Consider the following 19,782-nt stretch of genomic DNA (forward strand, 5'->3'; position numbering starts at 1 on the left):
AGCCGTGTGGAGTGTCAATATGGGAGAATCATTTGTTGGACTTGGACGAAAACGGTATATTGATATAGAAAAACCCCCTGGATGGGCCGGTTGTTTGGGGAAAGGGCATTGATTTGAGAAAATGGAAGATTTGCAGAATCGGGGTTTGGTCATACAATCCGCTTCCGGACATCAAGCCGGTTGGCGGTTTTTTTGTTTGGCGGGAAAGGAACGCGGCGGGAGGGCTTTTTGTCTGTTTCTGTGGTATTCTGTTTAGGATAGAGAAGATGAAATGGAAAACAGAATATGAATTCAGAAGAGGTTGATGAAGATGAAAGTGGTATTGGCGACGTTAAATGCAAAGTACATTCATACATCTTTGGCGTTGCGGTATTTAAAAGCGTACAGCGGCCGGGAATTTGATGTGGAGATCGCGGAGTATACGATCAAGGATCCGGCGATGAATGTGGTTTCGGATCTGTTTCAACGCCGGCCGGATGTGATCGGTTTTTCATGTTACATATGGAATATTGAAGAGACCATCCCGATTTTGGATATGATAAAAAAGATCATGCCTCAGACAAAGATTGTGCTGGGCGGTCCGGAAGTGTCGTATGACACCCGTGAATGGATGGACCGGTTGCCGCAAGTGGATTTTATTGTGATGGGGGAAGGGGAAGCGACGTTTCATCACTTGCTGAAGGAGATCAGCGCAGAAGAGCGGTATGATCAGGTGTTGGGCGTGGCTTACCGCCAAGGGGAAGAAGTGATTCTCAATCCGCCGCGGCCCAAGTTGGACTTGAATGAGATCCCGACTCCGCACCGGTTTCCGGAAGATCTGCCCGATTTGTCCAAACGGGTGATTTATTTCGAGACGAGCCGGGGATGTCCGTTCAAATGCCAGTTTTGTTTGTCCAGCATTGAAGTGGGGGTCCGGTATTTTGATATCGAGCGGACGAAGGCGGACCTTATGTACTTGATTGAAAACGGGGCGAAGCTGATCAAATTTGTCGACCGGACGTTTAATATCAAGCGGGATTATGCGCTGGAGATTTTCCAGTTTCTCATTGACCATCACCAGGGATGTGTGTTCCAGTTTGAGATCACGGCAGATATCATGCGGCCGGAAGTGTTGCAATTTTTGACGGAAAACGCGCCTCCGGGGATTTTTCGTTTTGAAATCGGGGTTCAATCGACGAACGACCCGACCAACTTGGCGGTGAAACGGAGACAAAACTTCTCCAAACTGTCGCGCACGGTGAACATGATCAAAGAAAGCGGCAAGATTGCCCAGCACCTGGATTTGATCGCCGGATTGCCCCATGAAGATTATGACACGTTTAAAAAGACATTTAATGATGTATTTGCCCTGCGGCCGGAAGAATTGCAACTGGGCTTTTTGAAAATGTTGAGAGGAACGGGACTTCGCATCCAGGCTGATCAGTATGAGTATGTTTACATGGAGCGGGCACCTTATGAGATCTTGGGCAACAAGGACCTTTCCTTTGCCGACATTGTCCGCATCAAGCGCGTGGAGGATGTGTTGGAAAAGTATTGGAATGCGCATCGCATGGACCACACCTTGAACTATTTGATTGAGCACGAGTTTCCTTCTGCCTTTGACTTTTTCCAGGAGTTTGGCGACTACTGGGAGAAGCAGGGATGGCAACGAATCGGGCATCAGTTGGAAGATCTCTTTTTGCGTCTGGTTTCCTTTCTGAAAAGCAGGGGCACTTCACAGCCGGATGTGATTTTGGGATTGATGAAGTATGACTATTATCTCAATCATCGTCACCGTCCGCGCAAAGTGTGGTGGGACTGGACGCTGAGCAAGGAGGAACAAGCCGCTTATTTGAAAATGGCGCTGAAATCACCGGAGAAAGTCTCGGGAGATTTCGGGGAGCAACCGGTGAGCGAAAGGCAGTTGTTCAAGCATGCGGTGATCGAGTCGGTGCCGTTTGATTTGAAAAGATACCTTAAGACCGGCGAATTCCTCTTGAAAAAACAGTTGATGATCGCTTATTATGAACCGGGTAAACCGGTGAAGATTTATACCATGGATCCAGACAATGACTAAGCCCTTTCTCCTCTTTGGAGAAGAGGGTTTATTTTTATCAGGAAAATCGAAGAATAGGATATCTTCCGGAGAAAGATGATGTTATACTAGATGGCTGTGAATATCAGAAAACAGAAAGTGAAAGTGATGCGAAATGGTTTTGCGAATGGTGATTATTGTCCTTTCTTCCATCTTGATTGCCTTTGCATGGAATGTGTTTTTGTTGCCGCATAAGATTTTAAGCAGCGGCGTTTCCGGGATCGCCATGATTATCAGTTTGTTGACGCCGATCAACACCGGGGTCATCAACTTTGCTTTGAACCTTCCTTTGCTTCTGCTCGGATACATGAAGCTGGGAAAAAAGTTTATCACCAATACGATTCTTTCGGTGGTCGTCACTTCGGTGGCTTTGTGGTTGATTCCTGTTGAACCGATTTCCAGCGACCCGATCTTGTCCTCGCTGTTCGGGGGTGTGCTCGCCGGCATCGGCACCGGATTTATCTTTCGTTCATCCGGTTCCACCGGTGGATTGGATATCATTGTCTTTTTGCTGACCCGAAAAAAAGAGATTTCTTTGGGGACGCTCACCTTTACCATGAATGCGGTGATCGTGTTTGTTTCAGGGTTTCTGTTTGACTGGGACACGGCTCTTTACACCATGTTGTCCATTTTTGCCACCGGTAAAGTGATTGACATGATTCATACCAAACATTTGAAAGTCACCTTGATGATTATCACTAGCAAAGGTGAGGAAATCCGGAAAAGCCTGATTTCCAGATTGGTGCGGGGAATCACGATTGTCGACGGGGAGGGAGCCTACACCCGGGAAAAACGGAAAGTCTTGTTCATGATTATTTCCCGCTACCAACTGGCGGAAGTGAAAAGGGTGATTATGGAAAACGATCCCAAAGCGTTTGTCAATATCATGGAAACCGTGGAAGTGATGGGATATTTCCACCGGGATTTCAATGAAGAAAATGGTTAAAAAACGTTGAACTTTGCATGAAGCCAGTAAGACTTGCGTTAAACTATAGTTGGAATTGCCTGTGAGGAAAGGATTGCGTTATGAAGTCGAAGTCTCGGGTGCAGAAACGAAAGAACGAACATATCGAAATCGTGCTGAATGAAAATGTGACCAGCCGGCAAGTGACCACCGGATTGGAACATTACCGCTTTGTTCATCAGGCGTTGCCGGAGCTGGATTTTCGTGAAATTGATCTTTCCTGTACCTTTTTGGGGAAACCTTTGAAGGCCCCGCTTTTCATCAGTTCGATGACCGGCGGGACCGAAGAAACGGGGGAGATTAACCGCATGTTGGCCATTGCGGCCCAGGAGTGCGGGTGGGCGATGGCGCTGGGATCAATGCGTGTGATTCTGGATCGGCCGGCGGTGGAACACACCTTTCAAGTCCGGCGCCATGCCCCGGATATTCCGGTGATTGCCAATATCGGAGCCGTGCAATTGAATCACGGGGTCGGGGAAGAAGAATGTTACCGTTTTGTGGAGACAGCGGAAGCCGATGCGCTGGTTTTGCACTTGAATTCGATGCAAGAAGTGTTTCAGCCGGAGGGGGACGTCAATTTCAAAGGCATCCTCCGGAAAATTGAAAAGCTGTGCCGGCGCGTTTCATTTCCCATCGGTGTCAAGGAAGTGGGTTGGGGAATCAACGGCGAATTGGTCAAAACCCTGTTTGATTGCGGTGTACAGTTTGTGGATGTGGCCGGAGCGGGAGGCACTTCGTGGAGTCAGGTGGAAAAACACCGGACCACCCCCTTGTTGAAAAATGCGGCGCAAGCTTTTGAAAATTGGGGAATTCCGACGGCGGAATGTGTGATCGAAGCGCGGAGTGCGGCTCCTTCCGGAACGATCCTTGCCAGCGGCGGATTGAAAAACGGGGTGGATGCCGCGAAGGCGATCGCGTTGGGAGCAGATCTGGCCGGATTTGGACGTTCGCTTTTGCCCTATGCGGCCGATAACCGGCAGGATATGTTGATCGACCGGCTCCGGCAGGTGATGATGGAAATGAAAATCGCCATGTTTGGAGCAGGCATCGGTTCCGTTAAGGAACTTTCCCGGACCGACCGGCTGGTATTTCATGCATGGCAGTGATCGCGGTGTAATCGCTTCCGTTCAGGTTGACAACGGGCCGGTGGTTAATATTTAATAAAATTAAATATTAACTTTCCTAACCAATGGGAATGAGATGGAAAGCGGGGAGACGGATGACATTTGATCATGAGAACATTATTACCAACATTCAAATGAAACAATATGCCATTACCCGGAGAATCGGACAGCATATCACCACGGCGTTATCCGAAATCGGTTTGACCCGGGCGCAGTTTCATATATTGAATTATATCGGATCGAGCGACCGATGCCGGGCGACCGACATTGCAAACATGATGGAGGTCAAGCCCAGTGCGGTGACGTTGATGATAGACCGTTTGGAAGCCCACCAGTGGGTAAGGCGCTCCCAGGATGCTTTTGACCGTCGTGTGGTTGTCATTGAACTGACGGAAGAAGGAAAAAATATATTGTCCAAAGCGAAAAAAATCAGTGAAGAAGTGGTGAAACATTATTTGTCCAATTTGTCCCAAGACGATTTGATCCGCTTGTTGGAAATTTATGAAAAACTGGAGAGAATTGTAAACGACGAAAAACGGGCGGAATAAATTTTTTCGGAAAATGTTGAAGGGTCTATCACTGCAAAAAGACGCCAAAATGCCAGTAAAAAAAGAGAAAAATCCCCCTTAAAAAAGATCAGAAATGGAGGGCGGATTTGTCAAATGGCGAAAGTTGTGTATTCAATACAATTCAAGGATATTGATAAAAAGGATGATCTTTATGCAGCTACCCGGCTGGTTGCAAAGCTGGAAATGGGATCAGCGTTGGCAGGAAACGGGATTTGAGTTTTTGGATGAAGCTGCTTTTTTGGATGAGCTGGCACAGTTCATGGATCGGGAAGCTGATTTGATCGTTTTTGCCGAAGCAAAGGATCTGAGTATTCCCCGCGGTATTGTGCTTGCCTATCAACCTTTGGTGGAACATCAAATTTTTGCAATCTTTCAAGGATGTGTTTCACATCCGTTGGCCATTCCGGCCGATTTGGATGAAGTCCGTCGCTTTTCAGATTATTATTTGTCGCCGGGTTGGCAAATGGAGCAAATGCGCTTGCCTCATCACACGATCCCGCGAGTTTGGAGAGGAACCAGCCAGCGGCAGTTGACACCGCTGACGGAGGAGCGTTTGAAATGGTCTTCTTTTTACATAGGCGTCGGCCATTACGAACATGAAATGGTTGACTTGGAAAACAGCGCGGCGTTCAATCCTTTTTTGCGCACCGACCGGATGGTGACGGCCACTGCGGACGGAGGGCAGTGGTCGCAATGGTACACGAATTACTCCGGTTCCATTTTCTCCTTGTACCGCATCCCGATGGAGGATCAATGGGGCATTTTTTATCTGTTTGTCCACTACAGGCCGTGCCCATACCTGGAAGGGAAGAGGCAAATTTTAAACGAACTGGTGTCGGAGGAGAAACCTGCCGGCAAATTGCCGGTGGATGTTCCCTTTGATGTAGTTCTGGCCCTGAATCATTTCCCTTTTTATCAGCTCTTTACCATTGAAGAGTTAAAAGAAGAGGCATTAAACGGCAATTATGAATGGTTTATTCATTTGCTCGGATACTTGGATTGCCCCTTGGTCAAACGGGAAATCGGGGATCTGGAGCAAGTGTTTGCCGATTTTGCCGATTGCCGCCACGAAAAAATCCGGCGCGAAGTGACGGCACTTGCGCACCTTCACGGTTGGCGCAATTTATTGAATCAATTGCAGGAAAACGATTAAGCAAAATCCCTCCTTTAAACAGGAGGGATTTTTTTATCTCTGAAGAAGTGCATTTTACTTTAATCGTGTTTTAAAAAGGCCGGCACGTCAAAACAGGTTGTCAGAATTGAATGATTGACGTATTTGGTGTCTTTTTCGAAGCGGTTCACAAACACTTGATCATATTTTTTGGAGCCCAGGGTGAAGCTCCAGAAGCCGCCCGGATAGGTGGGAACCGTTGCCGTGTATACTTTGACCGCCGGATACAGATCCCGGATGTGGCGGATGGTTTGGTTCATGACGGAGCGGTGAAACAGCGGGGACTGGCTTTGGCACACCATCAATCCGTCTTCTTTTAAAGCCCGGTGAATGTTTTCATAAAAGCTCTTTTCAAAAAGCGCTTTGGCGGGGCCCACGGGGTCGGAGGAGTCCACGATGATCACATCGTAGTGATCCTGGATGTTTTCCACATGTTTGATCCCGTCATTAAAAATAAAGTTCACCCGGCGATCGGAAAGGTTTCCGGAAACCGCCGGCAGGTATTTTTTGCAGGCATCCACCACCAGCTCGTCAATTTCCACCATGTCAATTTCTTTGACATTTTCATATTTGCATACTTCCCTGGCGGCTCCGCAGTCCCCGCCCCCGATGATCAACACGCGCTCGGGATTCGGGTGGATGGAAAGCGGAATGTGGGTGATCATTTCATTATAAATGTGGCCGTCCAGGGAAGTGGTTTGCACCACGCCGTCCAAAACGAGCATGCGCCCGAAATCATATGAATCCAAAATCATGACATGTTGAAAAGGGGATTTCTCCGAAAATACAACTTCTTTAATCCGGTAACTTACCTTCATGTTTTCCCGTTCATCTTCGATCAGCCATAAATCCCCGTTTTTTTCTTGCAGAAATGGTGTTTGGTTCAACCGTCCAACCTCCTTGAAACATATGTTACCGAGACACCATTTTATCAGATGTGTCATTGTTTTGCAGTTTTTTGTTTACTGGATTTGGTTTGTCAAGGAGTATAATTTTATATATACTTTTTTGATAAGGGTATGATGAAAGTTTGGAATAAAGGAGAGACTTATGGAAAAGAAAAAACCGGTCTCTTACGAGCGATTTGCAGAAATAGAATTTTTATTGCGGGAAATCAGTGTGATTGTCAAAAGAAAAGGAAGGGAAATCCTGGACCGGTTTCCGGTGACCCCTCCCCAGTTTTCCGCTTTGTTGTTGCTTCAGGAAAACGGGGATTTAACCATCGGGGAATTGAGCCAAAAAATGTTTTTGGCTTGCAGTACGATGACCGATTTGATTGACCGGATGGAGAAAAACAAAGTGGTGGAACGGATAAGGGATGAACGTGATCGGCGCGTGGTGCGGATCCGTTTATTGGATAAAGGGAGCAAAATCATTGAAGAAGTATTGGCAGCCCGTCGGCAGTACTTGTCTGACATTCTCTCGCATTTGTCATCCGAAGAGACAGAGCAAATTCAGAAACATTTATCCGTTTTGTATCATGAAATGAAAAAAGATTGAGGTTTTCCTCCATTCATGCACCGAATGGAGGTTTTTGTTGCCCGTGTTCCAATTCTTGGAAAAAACAATATGATAACATATCCGGTTGAGACAGAGGGATAGGAGTTGGATTTTTGTATGATGCAGCAAACCAGAGACCGGGCCATCGGCATCCTTGACTCCGGAGTCGGCGGGTTGACCGTTGCCCGTGAAGTGATGCGGCAGTTGCCCCGGGAAACCATTTATTATGTGGGGGATACCAAACGCTGTCCATATGGCCCCCGAAGCAAAGAAGAAGTCCGGAGATTTACCATGGGCATTGTCCGGTTTTTGATGAGTCATCCGATCAAAGCGATTTTGATCGCGTGCAACACCGCAACCGCCGCAGCGCTGGATTTGGTGAGAGAACAGGTGGACATTCCGGTTCTGGGAGTGATTGATCCCGGGGCGCGGGCGGCCATTAAAGCGACGAAAAACCAAACGATTGGCGTGATCGGCACGCAGGGAACGATTCAAAGCGGGGCTTATGAACAGGCTCTGCGCAAAATCCATCCCGACTTGACCATTCACAGTCTGGCTTGTCCGGCCTTTGTGCCGTTGGTGGAAAGCGGGTATCGCCATACCGCTTTGGCCGATGACATTGTTGCCGACACGTTGTCCCCGCTCAGAAATACTTCGATGGATACCCTGATTCTCGGATGCACGCATTATCCCCTTTTGGCGGATTCCATCCGAAAAGCAGTGAGCGAATCGGTTTCCATCATCAGTTCGGCGGAAGAGACCGCGGTGGAGTTAAGCACAATTTTGCAGCATCAACAATTGCTGTCGGATCAGCATTCCCCCGAACACCGTTTCTTTACGACGGGGTCGACGGAAAGCTTTTCGAAGATCGCCGAAGACTGGTTCGGTTTTCCGGTCAAGGTGGAACAAGTGGAGCTTTATTTCCCTTCAGTGGGATAAAATTTTGTCCCGGAAAGTGCTAAATTCCCCCCATGCCCGTATACATGTAATAAATGACTTGTCCTTGGGGGGAGATTGTTCATGGATCAAAGATTCATACGCTCAGCCGTCTTTCTATTATTCATTCCTTTGCTGGTGACCGGATGCATGTTCGGACCGGGAAAAGAATCCACCAAGCCCATAGACCCGCCCCCGGCCAATGCCAATTTGGACAACGCGACGCCGGTGGGGGCCGGCCAGGAAAAGAAAGATGACAAACAGGAAAAGACGACCGGAGTCGAACTTTATTACAAAACGAATAACGGCCACGTCGCGCCTTATACCTTGAATCTTCCGGCTTCCACAGGGATTGCCAAAGAAGTGTTAAAGTTCATGGTGAAGGAAGGGCCGGGAGTATCCATGTTGCCGGAAGGGTTGACTCCGATTTTGCCCAAAGGTACGCAGGTGAAGGCGTTAAATATTTCAGACGGGGTTGCAACCATTGACTTTTCAAAGGAATTTTTGAACTACAAAGAGGATGAAGAAGAAGATTTGTTAAGTGCCGTGACTTGGACGTTGACGGGTTTTTCCACCATTGATGAGGTGAATATCTGGGTCGATGGGAAACCGCTTGCGGTCATGCCGAAGAAAAAGACACCGGCTCAAGGTTTGACCCGCAAAGACGGGATCAATCTGGAGGTGGCCGAAGGAACGGACCTGACACGGAGCATGCCGGTCATCCTGTATTTCATGGGGCAATTGCCCAATAACGAGATTTACTATGTACCGGTGACCCGGATGGTCAGTCCATCAGACCAAATCGGCGAAACGGTGATGAATGAGCTGATCAAAGGGCCGCAATATGATTCCGGTTTGAGTGCGGCGCTGGACAACACCCTGGCGGTGAATAAAGTTCAGGTCAAAGGCAAGGTGGTTTCGGCGGACCTGGGAGAGCAACTGTTACAGTACGGAAAAAACACCGCTTCCAAAGACGCCATCCAAACGATCGTGTTGTCCTTGACGGAAAACACCGATGCGGATAAAGTGCAATTGACCGTGAACGGAAAACAAAGCGTTGCCGTGGAAGGGGAAGGAACCGTCAGCCAGCCCGTGGCCCGGCCGGTCTTTGTCAATCCAAATAAATCCTGATGCAGGTGCAAAAGGAATGAGTCAAATTTCATTCCTTTTTTCTTTTCTCATTCGGAATTTGGGATAAGGGTATGCTATACTAAAGGAACTTGGCACAGGAGGGAAGCATCATTGAGAACCGATGGACGCGCAAATCATGAACTAAGAAAAGTGGAAATGCAGCGAGGCTTTATCAAGACGGCGGAAGGTTCCGTTTACATAACTGTGGGGGATACCCGGGTCATTTGCACGGCGACGGTGGAAGAAAGAGTCCCCCCTTTTTTGAGAAATTCCGGTAAAGGGTGGATTACCGCGGAGTATTCGATGTTGCCGAGAGCAACCCATCAACGGACCGTTCGCGAATCCAGCCGGGGGAAAGTCAGCGGCCGGACGATGGAAATCCAGCGCCTGATTGGAAGGGCGCTCCGTTCCGTTGTGGATTTATCCGCCATCGGTGAAAGAACCCTGTGGATCGACTGCGACGTGATCCAGGCGGACGGCGGAACCCGTACCGCGGCGATTACCGGAGCGTTTGTTGCCATGGTGGATGCACTGGCTCCCATGGTGAAAAACGGTGTTTTAAAAGAGATGCCGGTCAAAGACTTTTTGGCTGCGACCAGTGTGGGGATCGTCGGGGAAGAAGTGCTCTTGGATCTTTGTTATGAAGAAGACTCCTCCGCCATTGTGGATATGAATATAGTCATGACGGGTCTCGGCAAATATGTGGAAATCCAGGGAACCGGCGAAGAATCTCCTTTTTCGGGCGACCAGCTTTTCCAACTCTTAGAGCTGGCCAAAAAAGGAACGTCTGAATTGATTCGCATGCAAAAAGAAATCTTGGGCAGCGACGCCGAACTGGTGGGGGAAACCGTTTCGGAGGAAAGTTCTTCGGCAACCAAATAATCAAAACGGGCCCATGAGCTTTTTTATTGTTCATGGGCTTTCCCATGAACCACTGAGAGGGAAAGGAAGAGAAAAATGAAAAGAAACTGGCCTTTTCCGTATATCATCATTGCGACGGGAAACCGAAACAAACTGGAACAATTCCGGGAACTGTTTTTGGAGCATTTGAACCTGGATGTCAAAGGGTTGAAAGACTTTCAAGATTTGCCCGGCATTGTGGAGGATCAGGATACTTTTGAAGGCAATGCCGTCAAAAAAGCGGAAACAATTTCCCGGCATTTGAATGCCCCGGTGGTTTCAGATGATTCCGGGCTGGTGGTTCCGGCGCTAAACGGGGAGCCTGGCGTTTATTCGGCCCGCTATGCGGGAGAAAATGCCACAGATGAAGAGAACAACCGGAAATTGCTGAAGCAAATGGAATCCATCCCGCAAGAGAAACGCCAGGCTTACTACGTTTGCGTCATGGCGCTGGCCGTGCCCGGTGAACCGACCAAAACCGTGGAAGGAACGTGCCACGGGGAGATCACCCGGGAGCCGAGAGGCGATCAAGGTTTCGGCTATGATCCGCTTTTTTATGTGCCTTCGCTTCACAAAACAATGGCGGAGCTGAGCAATCAAGAAAAATTCGCCATCAGTCACCGCGGGAAAGCCACTCGTCTGTTGATCGAAGAGATGAAGAACATGTATCATTTTTCATAAGGGGAGGAATGATGATGAAAGTGTTGATCATCAGCGATTCACACGGCCGGGCGAAGCGGTTGAATGAAATCGTGGACCGGGTGAAAGCCGATCATGTGATCCATTGCGGAGATTTTTGCACCGGCCGATCGGAACTTCCCTCTGTGCCGTTGACTGTGGTGAGAGGCAATTGCGATTGGGAAGAAGTTTCCGAGGAAGAGGTCTTTGAAGCGGATTCCCTTCGCTTTTTTGTCACGCACGGCCACCGGTACCGGGTGAAAGAATCTTTGCTTCCCGTCAAATACCGGGCGCAGGAGGCGGGAGCACAAATTGCTTGTTTCGGCCACTCCCACTTCCCGGTGTGTGAAGAAGAAGACGGCGTCTTGCTGATCAATCCCGGAAGCATCACGCAACCCCGGGGCTTTACTGTGCCGACCTATGCTGTTTTGGAGAAAAAAGACGGGAAGATCAAAGTGGTATTCTACCAAACCGATGGAACTCCGATTACCGAGCGGGGATTTGAAGGGGAATTGTCGTAACGATAATTCCTTTTCCTTTTGCCTGTTTTTTTCGCTGAAATAAAAAAAGTGGTTGACGGAAAGAATAATCTGTTGTAAAATATTTTGTGTCGTCACAGCGAATTAGAAAAATGTCCCAGTAGCTCAGCTGGATAGAGCAGCGGCCTTCTAAGCCGTCGGTCGGGAGTTCGAATCTCTCCTGGGACGCCAAAATGATCAAGGGAATACGTTTGCCCCTTCCCTATATGGACGGGGCAAACGTTTTTTTGTGTCTGTGAAGGGGAACCTGCCAACACGAAGCACAGACTTCTCCACTGTGATGAAAAACGGGCCCGGCTGACATTTCCAGGTTTTTAATATCCGGTATTGAATGGGTTATAATAAAAATATAAAGAAAATTATTAATTTTATTCACAATGCCGATCCGAGACCCGCCACAAACGGAAGGAGGCTTGAAAGATGGCACCCCTTTGCCTTCGCTGTGGTGAACAAACATTGGGAAAGTCCCGGGACGGCTACGTGTATTGCAGCAACTGCGGATACGAAGAATACGACGGATGCGGGGAAGACGACGGTTGAACGGTTGGCGCCCGTCACGGGCGTTTTTTCATGCAGGAATCATAGCGGCTATAACGAATAAAATACCCGCACAATTGTAAGCGGGGGAGCGATGAACTTGCGTGCGGTGGATGCGTTCTTATAAGGGTACAAACCGGCCTTCTTGGAAATTCCCCTTGAAAGATGGAAAACGGGACACATGGAGTATTTGCTGGACAATTACCCGTATGTCGGGGATAAAGATTATGATTTGACCTTTTTACTTGTTCTTTCAAAACGAGCTGATTATTCCACGCAGAAGTGAAACGCAGCGGAACGCTATCCGCGAAAGAAGCCGACCGGATTTTGGGGACGATTTTGGGCTTTCCACCGAAAGCCGTGGATTTTTACGTACGGATGATGGAAGAAGAGAGAAAAGGAAACATTGAAGAATATCGGCGGATGAGAGGACGGAAAATCGGGTTGATTTATTGCGGATGCAGCTTTGTCACCGATATAGAAGACTTCGAAATCAATGCACTCTGGTTGCTGGACAAATATCCGTATGAAGAAGCGAAAGAAGATGGAATGTACATACGGTTGGATGGAGAGAGAATACGGGTGCCAACCGAAAGCTGCCGCCAATTGGCGGAGTTTCACGAATCCATACGGAAAAACGCGGTGCGGTGCTGGTATAACTGCCTTTTCAGGCTGTTATTTTTTTGTGTGCATGCAAAGCAAAGCCTGGCTGTTGTCAGCCGGATTCAGATGGTCTGTGCGTAAAACAGCGTTGTTTGCCGAATCATCTTTACAAAATGTGCTTTTTTTGTAACCTTTTATGCACATAAAAAACGAAAAGAAGTGCCGAAAAGAGTGAATCATTTTTGTTAGAGAGGTTTTTCGACGATCAAAGCGGAGGGAAGTGGCGCTGTCGTGTATCTTGCAAAGTGTGGTCTTGAACCGGAATGGCCGGTTCTGTGGCCGGAAACGGGAAAAGGGGGTGGCATGTGGTTGGTGATCGGGGTTTCATCCGGAGTTGGGAAATCGACGTTTGCGCGGAAATTAGGGCAAATCTTAAAGATCCGTGTTTATCATTTGGATGCTTTCTATTGAAAACCGGGCTGGGTGGAGTCTTCCCCGGAGGAGTTCGTCGCAGCTCAGCAAGAAATTGTGAACCAATGCCAATGGATTGTGGAAGGGAATTACAGTCGTACGTTTGAGATCCGGGCAGAACATGCGGATACAATAATCTATTTGGAACTGCCCCGATATCTGTGCCTGTTGCGTGTGATCAGGCGCTTTTTGGTGAACATGGGGAAAGCGCGGCGTATGGGAGAAGGGTGTCCGGAAAGATGGAATAAGGATTTCATAAAGTATGTATTTACCACTTATGATTCCCGCCGGAGAAAAATGATGGAGCGATTAGAAGCTTTTCAAAAATCCGGTGCTGGCAAAACGGTTGTCATCTTAAAGAGCAAACAAGCAATGCATCGTTTTCTGGAAAATATCAAAAGGCAGGAAGAGAGAAATAAGTAAGAAAAAATTGCACGGGAAATCCGAACTGAAAAAAGGGACAAAGAAAGGTCAAACAGTTATTTTAACAAAACAGTGTAAACAGCTTGCTATTCAGATTTCTGCAGAACCTCTGATCCAAATTTGAAAGCTTAGAGATGCACATTATGAAATGCAGAAAAGCAAGGTGCCTGCTGATAAGCAATCAATTGATCAGATAGAAAAAAATTTTGGGATTCAACTCCCTTCCGATTTCCGACAAATTGCAATTATTTCTCATGGAACCCAACCAAGTCCTGATACGATTGACTTTGGAGATCTAAAAAATCATCTTCTTCAAACCAAACAGAAAAACGAACCTCACGAATCGTTTTATTCAAAATTTCTCACTCTGTTAAAGTGGGATGTCAGTAAACGTCGTTTAAAAATATCTCTTGATGATTGTATCATCAGCAATGAAAGAAAGACAAAAGAGGACTATGAGATATTTCTTTACAACAAAAGATGGATTATCCTGGGGATGGTATATATATTCATAATCCTTTGAATATCATCCGGATTGGATCGAGGGGTCGTTATGAAATGGTATGATCATGTTAGTGAAGATGCAAAGGCGGCTTTTTATTTATCTTTAACAGAAAAAGTATTGGATAAAATCAGTCATTATGAATGGTTTCCTCATGTAAAAGAAACCATGAACATGTGTTGGGATTGGATTGAGGAAAAAGGATGGAGTGGACATGATCTTTATGAAAGGCTTGATGATGAAGAATCAGAAGCAGGGTTATTTTCAATTCACATAAATGAAGTCGATGCTGGTTTAGATGACGATGAAGATGAACTTGCGTTTTTCTGTGTAATCGATGCAGTGGCCTACACGGTTTGGCAAGCCTGTAAGTATGAAGAGAAAGGCTATGTTCCGCAAGCAATTGAAGTTGTAAATGATGAATTTACAGACGGCGAATTTATGAGAAAAATTTGCCAGATTCATGATTACCAAGAAAAATGGGCTGAGCGGTTAAAACAATACCTGATAAAAAACCACCCGGCAGGCAGTGACAAGAAGATCCAAAGAGAAGAATTGTTGAGCTTGATTGCGTAAAAATCGGTTTCATGGATTTCTTTGAAAGCCCGCCCGGTCAAAAGGTGCGGGTTTTGTTTTTGTTAAAGGTGAAAGAAAAGTAACGTGTTTCCATAGGTTATCATTGAATGATTCGATTTCATTTTTTGGAGGTGATCAGAGCAATGAGCGACTTTTCTTTTTTGAAAAAATATGTCCTTCCATCCGTAAACGTTCAAGCACCACCAGAGTATAAACATGTATTTTATCCTCTGGATATATGTGAAGTGGAAGAAGCGGAACATAGACTCAATCGAACGTTTCCAAAAGAGTTAAGGGAATTTTATTTGCAAATTGGATATGGCTTTATGTGTATTCATCAGAAGACTTTTGATAACCGTATCATGGATTCCGATTCCCTTGCAGATTTGATCTTGGGTGAAGACATTTGGGAAGATTATGATCTGATGGAAGAGATCGGAGAACCGCATTTATTCCCGTTTTTTTTCTTGGGTAATGATGACTTGATTTTTTTCGATTTGAGTCAAGAGACAAGAGAAGGAATTCATCCGGCTGACTATGGAAGGGTGATCATTGCGGAATCCCTTGAAGATTTTTTACGTAAGTTAGATGCTAAAGAAAATTATTATATCAATGTTGTTGATGATAAATCGGGTTTTTGAAAGATTTTCCCCCATTATAAAAAATATAGTGGCACCTGATTGAACGATAGAATATCAAATGCTGAAAAGTTGATTCCGATTTTGCGGCCGATATTATGGAACAATGTAACGAACTTGGGAGGCAATAGAGTGTGGAGTGGTACAAAAAGGTAAATATGGATGCGAGAGCGGCTTATTTTTTAGCTTTATCTGAGAAAGTTTTAGATAAATTAACTAAATTTGATTGGTTTCCGGCAATAAGAAAGTCCATGGATTTGTGTTGGAAATGGATCGAGGAAAAAAAGTTAAGTGGACTCGACATGTATTTGGAGATAGACGATGAAGACGAGGGATTGTTTGTTGTCACGACTTTAACAGATCCGTTTTCAGGAAATTCTCAAGCAGAGTCAGCTTTTTGGTGTGTTCTGGATGCCGTATCATACACCATAAAACAAGCATATATCCTTGCTGGTGAGCAAAATGAAGTTCCGCAACCTATTGAACCGGTCAATGATGAAAATACGCCAAATGAATTTATGGAAGAAATAAAAAAAGTAAACAGCTACCAAGAAGAGTGGGCTGAGCGTTTAAAGGAATACCTGCTGAAACATTATCCGTCAGGCAGTGACAAGAAGATCCAAAGAGAAGAGTTGTTGAACTTGATTACATAAAAAGTTGTTTGGAAGTCCGTTTCCGTTGAAACAGGAGCGGGCTTTGGTTTTGTAAAAGATGGCAGCAGGGGTAACATGTTTCAATGGGTTATCTAATGATGCGGTGAAATCATTGATCTCATATCTTGAAAGGTGATCAGAGCAATGAGCGACTTTTCTTTTTTGAAAAAATATGTCCTTCCATCCGAAAAGGTTCAAGCACCACCAGAGTATAAACATAAATTTTATCCTCTTGATATAAGTGAAGTGGAAGAAGCGGAAAAAAGACTCAATTGAATGTTCCCAAAAGAGTTAAGGGAATTTTATTTGCAGATTGGTTACGGCTTTATGTGGACAATCAAAGATCGGATGTCCATCAATCGGATTATGGATCCGGGTTCCGTGGCGGATCTGCTTTTGGGTATAAATGTCTATGAAGATTATTATCTGTCAGATGAATTCGCAGAGGAATCACACTTATTTCCTTTTTTTGAGGTTGGCGATGATATCATGATTTCCTTGGATTTGAGTCTGGAAACAGATAACAGAAATCACTCCGTAGATTATACAGGTCTGAAGGTTGCAAATTCATTGGAAGAGTTTTTAAGAAAGTTAGATGCCGAACAAGATTATTATGTACGATTTACTTATAAGAGGTTGAGGATTAATTCTATTCCGTTATTTATGGAGCGCGGGATTTTTGAGGAATTACTTGGAGGAAGATTTATGCAATGGTATATGAATATTAATAGTGAGGCTGGAGTGGCATATTTACTCTGTTTAACTGAAAAAATCATTAATCAGGTAGCTGAAGGGAAAAAAGATGTAAGAAAGGCAATCAGCATGTGCTGGGGATGGGTGGAAGAAAAAAAGCATCATGCCGATGATATTTATGAAGTTTTTGTAAATGATGAAGCTCAGGGAGTCGCCATGTATTATGAGTTTGCAGAAGATCCTCAGCAAGAGGTGATTTGGTTATGTTTTAATTATGCGATGGAATATACGATTTGGCAGGCTTATGAATATGAAAATGCGATAGCTGTTCCACAACCAATTGAAACCGTTGATGATGAAATAATTGATGAATTTACAAAAGAGATAGCAAAAGTAGATGGATATCAAGAAGAATGGGCTGAGCGTTTAAAGGAATACCTGCTGAAACATTATCCGCCAGACAGTGACAAGAAGATTAAAAGAGAAGAGTTGTTGAACATAATTTCATAAAAAGTTGTTTGGATGTCCGTTTCCGGTGAGACAGGAGCGGGCTTTGGTTTTGTTAAAGATGACAGCAGGGGTACCATGTTTTTATGGGTTATATAATGATGCGGTGAAATCATGATTGATCTCATATTTTGAAAGGTGATCAGAACAATGTGTGATTTCTCTTTTTTGAAAAAATATGTCCTTCCATCCGAAAAGGTTCAAGCACCACCAGAGTATAAACATAAATTTTATCCTCTTGATAGAAGTGAAGTTGAAGAAGCAGAAAAAAGACTGAATCGAACGTTTCCAAAAGAGTTACGGGAATTTTACTTGCGGATGGGATATGGCTTTATGTGCTTTCATCAGAAGACTTTTGATAACCTGATTATGGGTCCCCATTCATCGCAGATTTGATCTTGGGTGAAGATATCTGGGAAGATTACTATTTAGTGGATGAAATAGCAGAGCAACCACACCGATTCCCCTTTTTTGATGTAGGAAATGATTCCATGATTTTTTTCGATTTGAGTTAAGAGACTAGAGAAGGAATCCATCCCGTTGACTATACAGGTATTATCATTGCGGAATCCCTTGAAGACTTTTTACGAAAATTAGATGCTAAAGAAAATTATTATTTATACGTTGATGACGAATAGGTTCTTGAATAATGTTTCCCTCCATGTGACAACCCCCATGAATCGGAGGTGATAAGAGATGGAATGGTATAAAAAAGTAAATATGGATGCGAAAGCGGCATTTTTATTAACAATGACTGAGAGAGTTCTTGATCCAATAGAAAATTATGATTGGTACGCAATAGTGAGGACTTCGATGGATGCTTGTTGGGAATGGGTGGAAGAGAAGAAGAATCATGGTGATGATCTTTATGAGAATGTGGAGAACGAAGATGAGGAAGGATTGATTTTTATTGAAGGGGTGGCATATGAGAGCGATAAAGTATATAGTCCCCAAGTTAAATTAGTCTGGGCATGTGTATTGGATGCAGTGTGTTATACGTGCTGGCAAGCCTATCAATATGAAAAAGAATATCTGCCGCAATCTCTTGAAGGTGAAAGTGACAGGACGATAGATGAGTTTATGGAAAAAATAGTAAAAACAGTCGGATATCAAGAAGAATGGGCTGATCGTTTAAAGGAATACCTGCTGAAACATTATCCGTCAGGCAGTGACAAGAAGATCAAAAGAGAAGAGTTGTTGAACATAATTTCATAAAAAGTTCTTTGGATGTCCGTTTCCGGTGAGACAGGAGCGGACCATGGTTTTGTAAAAGATGGCAACAGGGATACCATGTTTTTATGGGCCATAACTAAATGATGCGGTGAAATTATGATTGATCTCATATCTTGAAAGGTGATCAGAACAATGTGTGACTTCTCTTTTTTGAAAAAATATGCCCTTCCATCCGAAAAGGTTCAAGCACCACCAGAGTATAAACATAAATTTTATCCTCTTGATAGAAGTGAAGTTGAAGAAGCAGAAAAAAGACTGAATCGAACGTTTCCAAAAGAGTTACGGGAATTTTACTCGCAGATTGGATATGGCTTTATGTGCTTTCATCAGAAGACTTTTGATAACCTGATTATGGGTCCCCATTCCATCGCAGATTTGATCTTGGGTGAAGATATTTGGGAAGATTACTTTTTGGTTGAGGAAATTGCAGAGGATCCACATTTGTTCCCGTTTTTTTTCTTGGGTAATGATGACTTGATTTTTTTGATTTGAGTCAAGAGACTAGAGAAGGAATCCATCCGATTGACTATGCAGGGGTGATCATTGCGGAATCCCTTGAAGACTTTTTACGAAAGCTGGATGCCAAAGAAAATTATTATATCAATGTTGTTAAAGATGAATGCGGCTTTTAAAAGATTTTTCCCCACTATAAATAATATGGCGAGGTCTTTATTGAAGGGGAAACTTGACGATACATTGAGATGGGAAGGGAACGGAAGAATATGAAATACTCAGGATTCGGAAAAAATTTACATAAAGAAAATGGGAAATGGTTCAGATGAAGGAGCAACCCGGTATGTTCACCAAAGTAACTCAATTGCGTTCTGATGCTCAAGTCGCTTATTTACTGACCTTATCAGAAACAATTATCCAAAAGCTGTCTGGTTCTGACGGGTATGAAAAAGCTTCGGAAGCTTTAAAAGCATGTTGGGATTGGGTGGAGACCAAAAGGATTTCAGGAGATTGTCTCTATGAATTTTTGGATAACATTGATGAAACCGGGCTTTTTATCTTGATGCAGTTAGAAAAAGATGCTGTAAAGCAGAGGGTTTGGATTTGTGTGGTCAGTGCGATTTCATATACGACTTGGAAAGCTTATCAGGAGCGCGGTGAAAAATATCTTCCGGCACCTATAGAAGAAGTTGACGAAGATTTCATTTTGTATTTTATTGAGCAATTTCATTCCATCGGAGCCCGGTATAAAGAGATCTCAGAGAAACTCCTTCAGTTTTTAATGGTGAATCACAAGGTGGTTCATCGAGAAAGCATGATATCTGTCATAAAAAACAAAAAGCTCAATTGACCGCAGAAAAGTTGATGGCAAATCCGGTTTGCTGATCTGCATTTGAGGAGGCAACAG

26 protein-coding genes and 1 tRNA gene are annotated in these 19,782 nt (G+C 44.8%); 26 read left to right on the top strand and 1 reads right to left on the bottom strand.

Going from position 1 to position 19,782, the window contains the following annotated elements; all coding sequences use genetic code 11:
* The first annotated feature begins 310 nt into the window (after positions 1 to 310).
* From ATH33_RS01810 to ATH33_RS01830, 5 genes are all read left to right on the top strand, one after another.
* Positions 311 to 2,056, top strand: a complete 1,746-nt coding sequence (locus ATH33_RS01810) for a B12-binding domain-containing radical SAM protein (RefSeq protein WP_121873989.1) — start codon at positions 311 to 313, stop codon at positions 2,054 to 2,056.
* 133 nt (positions 2,057 to 2,189) lie between these two features.
* A complete protein-coding gene (locus tag ATH33_RS01815; protein WP_037993637.1) occupies positions 2,190 to 3,020 on the top strand; it encodes a YitT family protein in 831 nt (276 codons plus the stop codon).
* Between the two features lie 80 nt (positions 3,021 to 3,100).
* Complete coding sequence (fni, locus tag ATH33_RS01820) at positions 3,101 to 4,144, top strand: type 2 isopentenyl-diphosphate Delta-isomerase (protein WP_037993634.1); 1,044 nt, start codon at positions 3,101 to 3,103, stop codon at positions 4,142 to 4,144.
* A 113-nt stretch (positions 4,145 to 4,257) separates the two neighbouring features.
* Positions 4,258 to 4,710, top strand: coding sequence for a MarR family winged helix-turn-helix transcriptional regulator (locus ATH33_RS01825; RefSeq protein WP_037993632.1), 453 nt, complete (start codon positions 4,258 to 4,260; stop codon positions 4,708 to 4,710).
* A gap of 172 nt (positions 4,711 to 4,882) precedes the next feature.
* Positions 4,883 to 5,884 carry a hypothetical protein gene (locus tag ATH33_RS01830; RefSeq protein WP_037993631.1) on the top strand — a complete coding sequence of 334 codons (1,002 nt, stop codon included), beginning with the start codon at positions 4,883 to 4,885 and terminating at the stop codon, positions 5,882 to 5,884.
* Between the two features lie 59 nt (positions 5,885 to 5,943).
* Here ATH33_RS01830 and speE read toward each other — a convergent pair whose 3' ends face one another.
* Positions 5,944 to 6,789 carry a polyamine aminopropyltransferase gene (gene speE, locus ATH33_RS01835; RefSeq protein ID WP_037993630.1) on the bottom strand — a complete coding sequence of 282 codons (846 nt, stop codon included), beginning with the start codon at positions 6,787 to 6,789 and terminating at the stop codon, positions 5,944 to 5,946.
* Between the two features lie 163 nt (positions 6,790 to 6,952).
* Between speE and ATH33_RS01840 the strand changes: the two genes are divergently transcribed.
* The 21 genes from ATH33_RS01840 (at position 6,953) to ATH33_RS01925 (ending at position 19,725) form a co-directional block, all read left to right on the top strand.
* Complete coding sequence (locus ATH33_RS01840; RefSeq protein WP_037993629.1) at positions 6,953 to 7,402, top strand: MarR family winged helix-turn-helix transcriptional regulator; 450 nt, start codon at positions 6,953 to 6,955, stop codon at positions 7,400 to 7,402.
* A 117-nt stretch (positions 7,403 to 7,519) separates the two neighbouring features.
* Positions 7,520 to 8,341 carry a glutamate racemase gene (gene racE, locus ATH33_RS01845; RefSeq protein ID WP_037993627.1) on the top strand — a complete coding sequence of 274 codons (822 nt, stop codon included), beginning with the start codon at positions 7,520 to 7,522 and terminating at the stop codon, positions 8,339 to 8,341.
* A gap of 81 nt (positions 8,342 to 8,422) precedes the next feature.
* The gene (locus tag ATH33_RS01850) at positions 8,423 to 9,469 is read left to right on the top strand and encodes a GerMN domain-containing protein (RefSeq protein WP_121873990.1); all 1,047 of its coding nucleotides are present in this window, start codon (positions 8,423 to 8,425) and stop codon (positions 9,467 to 9,469) included.
* 111 nt (positions 9,470 to 9,580) lie between these two features.
* Positions 9,581 to 10,351: a ribonuclease PH gene (gene rph / locus ATH33_RS01855; protein WP_037993623.1), complete on the top strand. Its 771-nt coding sequence runs from the start codon at positions 9,581 to 9,583 to the stop codon at positions 10,349 to 10,351.
* 75 nt (positions 10,352 to 10,426) lie between these two features.
* Positions 10,427 to 11,050, top strand: coding sequence for an XTP/dITP diphosphatase (locus tag ATH33_RS01860; protein WP_037993622.1), 624 nt, complete (start codon positions 10,427 to 10,429; stop codon positions 11,048 to 11,050).
* Between the two features lie 14 nt (positions 11,051 to 11,064).
* Positions 11,065 to 11,568 (top strand): metallophosphoesterase family protein, encoded by a 504-nt coding sequence (locus tag ATH33_RS01865; protein WP_037993619.1) that lies wholly within the window; start codon positions 11,065 to 11,067, stop codon positions 11,566 to 11,568.
* Positions 11,569 to 11,680: 112 nt separating this feature from the next.
* Positions 11,681 to 11,757, top strand: a tRNA-Arg gene (locus tag ATH33_RS01870).
* A 648-nt stretch (positions 11,758 to 12,405) separates the two neighbouring features.
* Positions 12,406 to 12,867, top strand: coding sequence for a hypothetical protein (locus ATH33_RS01875; protein WP_062842930.1), 462 nt, complete (start codon positions 12,406 to 12,408; stop codon positions 12,865 to 12,867).
* 150 nt (positions 12,868 to 13,017) lie between these two features.
* Positions 13,018 to 13,197, top strand: coding sequence for a hypothetical protein (locus ATH33_RS13895; RefSeq protein ID WP_309485136.1), 180 nt, complete (start codon positions 13,018 to 13,020; stop codon positions 13,195 to 13,197).
* Between the two features lie 12 nt (positions 13,198 to 13,209).
* Complete coding sequence (locus ATH33_RS01880; protein WP_309485135.1) at positions 13,210 to 13,620, top strand: P-loop NTPase family protein; 411 nt, start codon at positions 13,210 to 13,212, stop codon at positions 13,618 to 13,620.
* Between the two features lie 148 nt (positions 13,621 to 13,768).
* Positions 13,769 to 14,143 (top strand): SMI1/KNR4 family protein, encoded by a 375-nt coding sequence (locus ATH33_RS01885; RefSeq protein ID WP_037993617.1) that lies wholly within the window; start codon positions 13,769 to 13,771, stop codon positions 14,141 to 14,143.
* A gap of 30 nt (positions 14,144 to 14,173) precedes the next feature.
* Positions 14,174 to 14,698: an Imm6 family immunity protein gene (locus ATH33_RS01890; protein WP_121873991.1), complete on the top strand. Its 525-nt coding sequence runs from the start codon at positions 14,174 to 14,176 to the stop codon at positions 14,696 to 14,698.
* A 143-nt stretch (positions 14,699 to 14,841) separates the two neighbouring features.
* The gene (locus tag ATH33_RS01895; RefSeq protein ID WP_037993612.1) at positions 14,842 to 15,339 is read left to right on the top strand and encodes an SMI1/KNR4 family protein; all 498 of its coding nucleotides are present in this window, start codon (positions 14,842 to 14,844) and stop codon (positions 15,337 to 15,339) included.
* Between the two features lie 131 nt (positions 15,340 to 15,470).
* Positions 15,471 to 15,989, top strand: coding sequence for an Imm6 family immunity protein (locus ATH33_RS01900; protein WP_037993611.1), 519 nt, complete (start codon positions 15,471 to 15,473; stop codon positions 15,987 to 15,989).
* Positions 15,990 to 16,133: 144 nt separating this feature from the next.
* Positions 16,134 to 16,265 carry a hypothetical protein gene (locus tag ATH33_RS13810; protein ID WP_255347150.1) on the top strand — a complete coding sequence of 44 codons (132 nt, stop codon included), beginning with the start codon at positions 16,134 to 16,136 and terminating at the stop codon, positions 16,263 to 16,265.
* A complete protein-coding gene (locus ATH33_RS01905; protein ID WP_062842931.1) occupies positions 16,266 to 17,192 on the top strand; it encodes an Imm6 family immunity protein in 927 nt (308 codons plus the stop codon).
* Between the two features lie 147 nt (positions 17,193 to 17,339).
* Positions 17,340 to 17,585: an SMI1/KNR4 family protein gene (locus ATH33_RS13930; RefSeq protein ID WP_049719873.1), complete on the top strand. Its 246-nt coding sequence runs from the start codon at positions 17,340 to 17,342 to the stop codon at positions 17,583 to 17,585.
* Between the two features lie 300 nt (positions 17,586 to 17,885).
* The gene (locus tag ATH33_RS01915) at positions 17,886 to 18,404 is read left to right on the top strand and encodes an Imm6 family immunity protein (protein WP_037993606.1); all 519 of its coding nucleotides are present in this window, start codon (positions 17,886 to 17,888) and stop codon (positions 18,402 to 18,404) included.
* A gap of 150 nt (positions 18,405 to 18,554) precedes the next feature.
* Entirely contained in the window at positions 18,555 to 18,914 is a 360-nt protein-coding gene (locus ATH33_RS01920; RefSeq protein ID WP_052186624.1) for an SMI1/KNR4 family protein, read from the top strand.
* Positions 18,911 to 19,054: a hypothetical protein gene (locus ATH33_RS13480; protein WP_156097703.1), complete on the top strand. Its 144-nt coding sequence runs from the start codon at positions 18,911 to 18,913 to the stop codon at positions 19,052 to 19,054. The genes ATH33_RS01920 and ATH33_RS13480 overlap by 4 nt, the downstream gene beginning before the upstream one ends.
* Positions 19,055 to 19,218: 164 nt before the next feature.
* Complete coding sequence (locus ATH33_RS01925; RefSeq protein ID WP_037993603.1) at positions 19,219 to 19,725, top strand: Imm6 family immunity protein; 507 nt, start codon at positions 19,219 to 19,221, stop codon at positions 19,723 to 19,725.
* The last annotated feature ends 57 nt before the right edge of the window (positions 19,726 to 19,782 follow it).

Origin of the sequence: Thermoactinomyces vulgaris (genome assembly GCF_003688725.1) — a bacterium.
In the GTDB taxonomy this organism is placed as follows: Bacteria; Bacillota; Bacilli; order Thermoactinomycetales; family Thermoactinomycetaceae; genus Thermoactinomyces; species Thermoactinomyces vulgaris.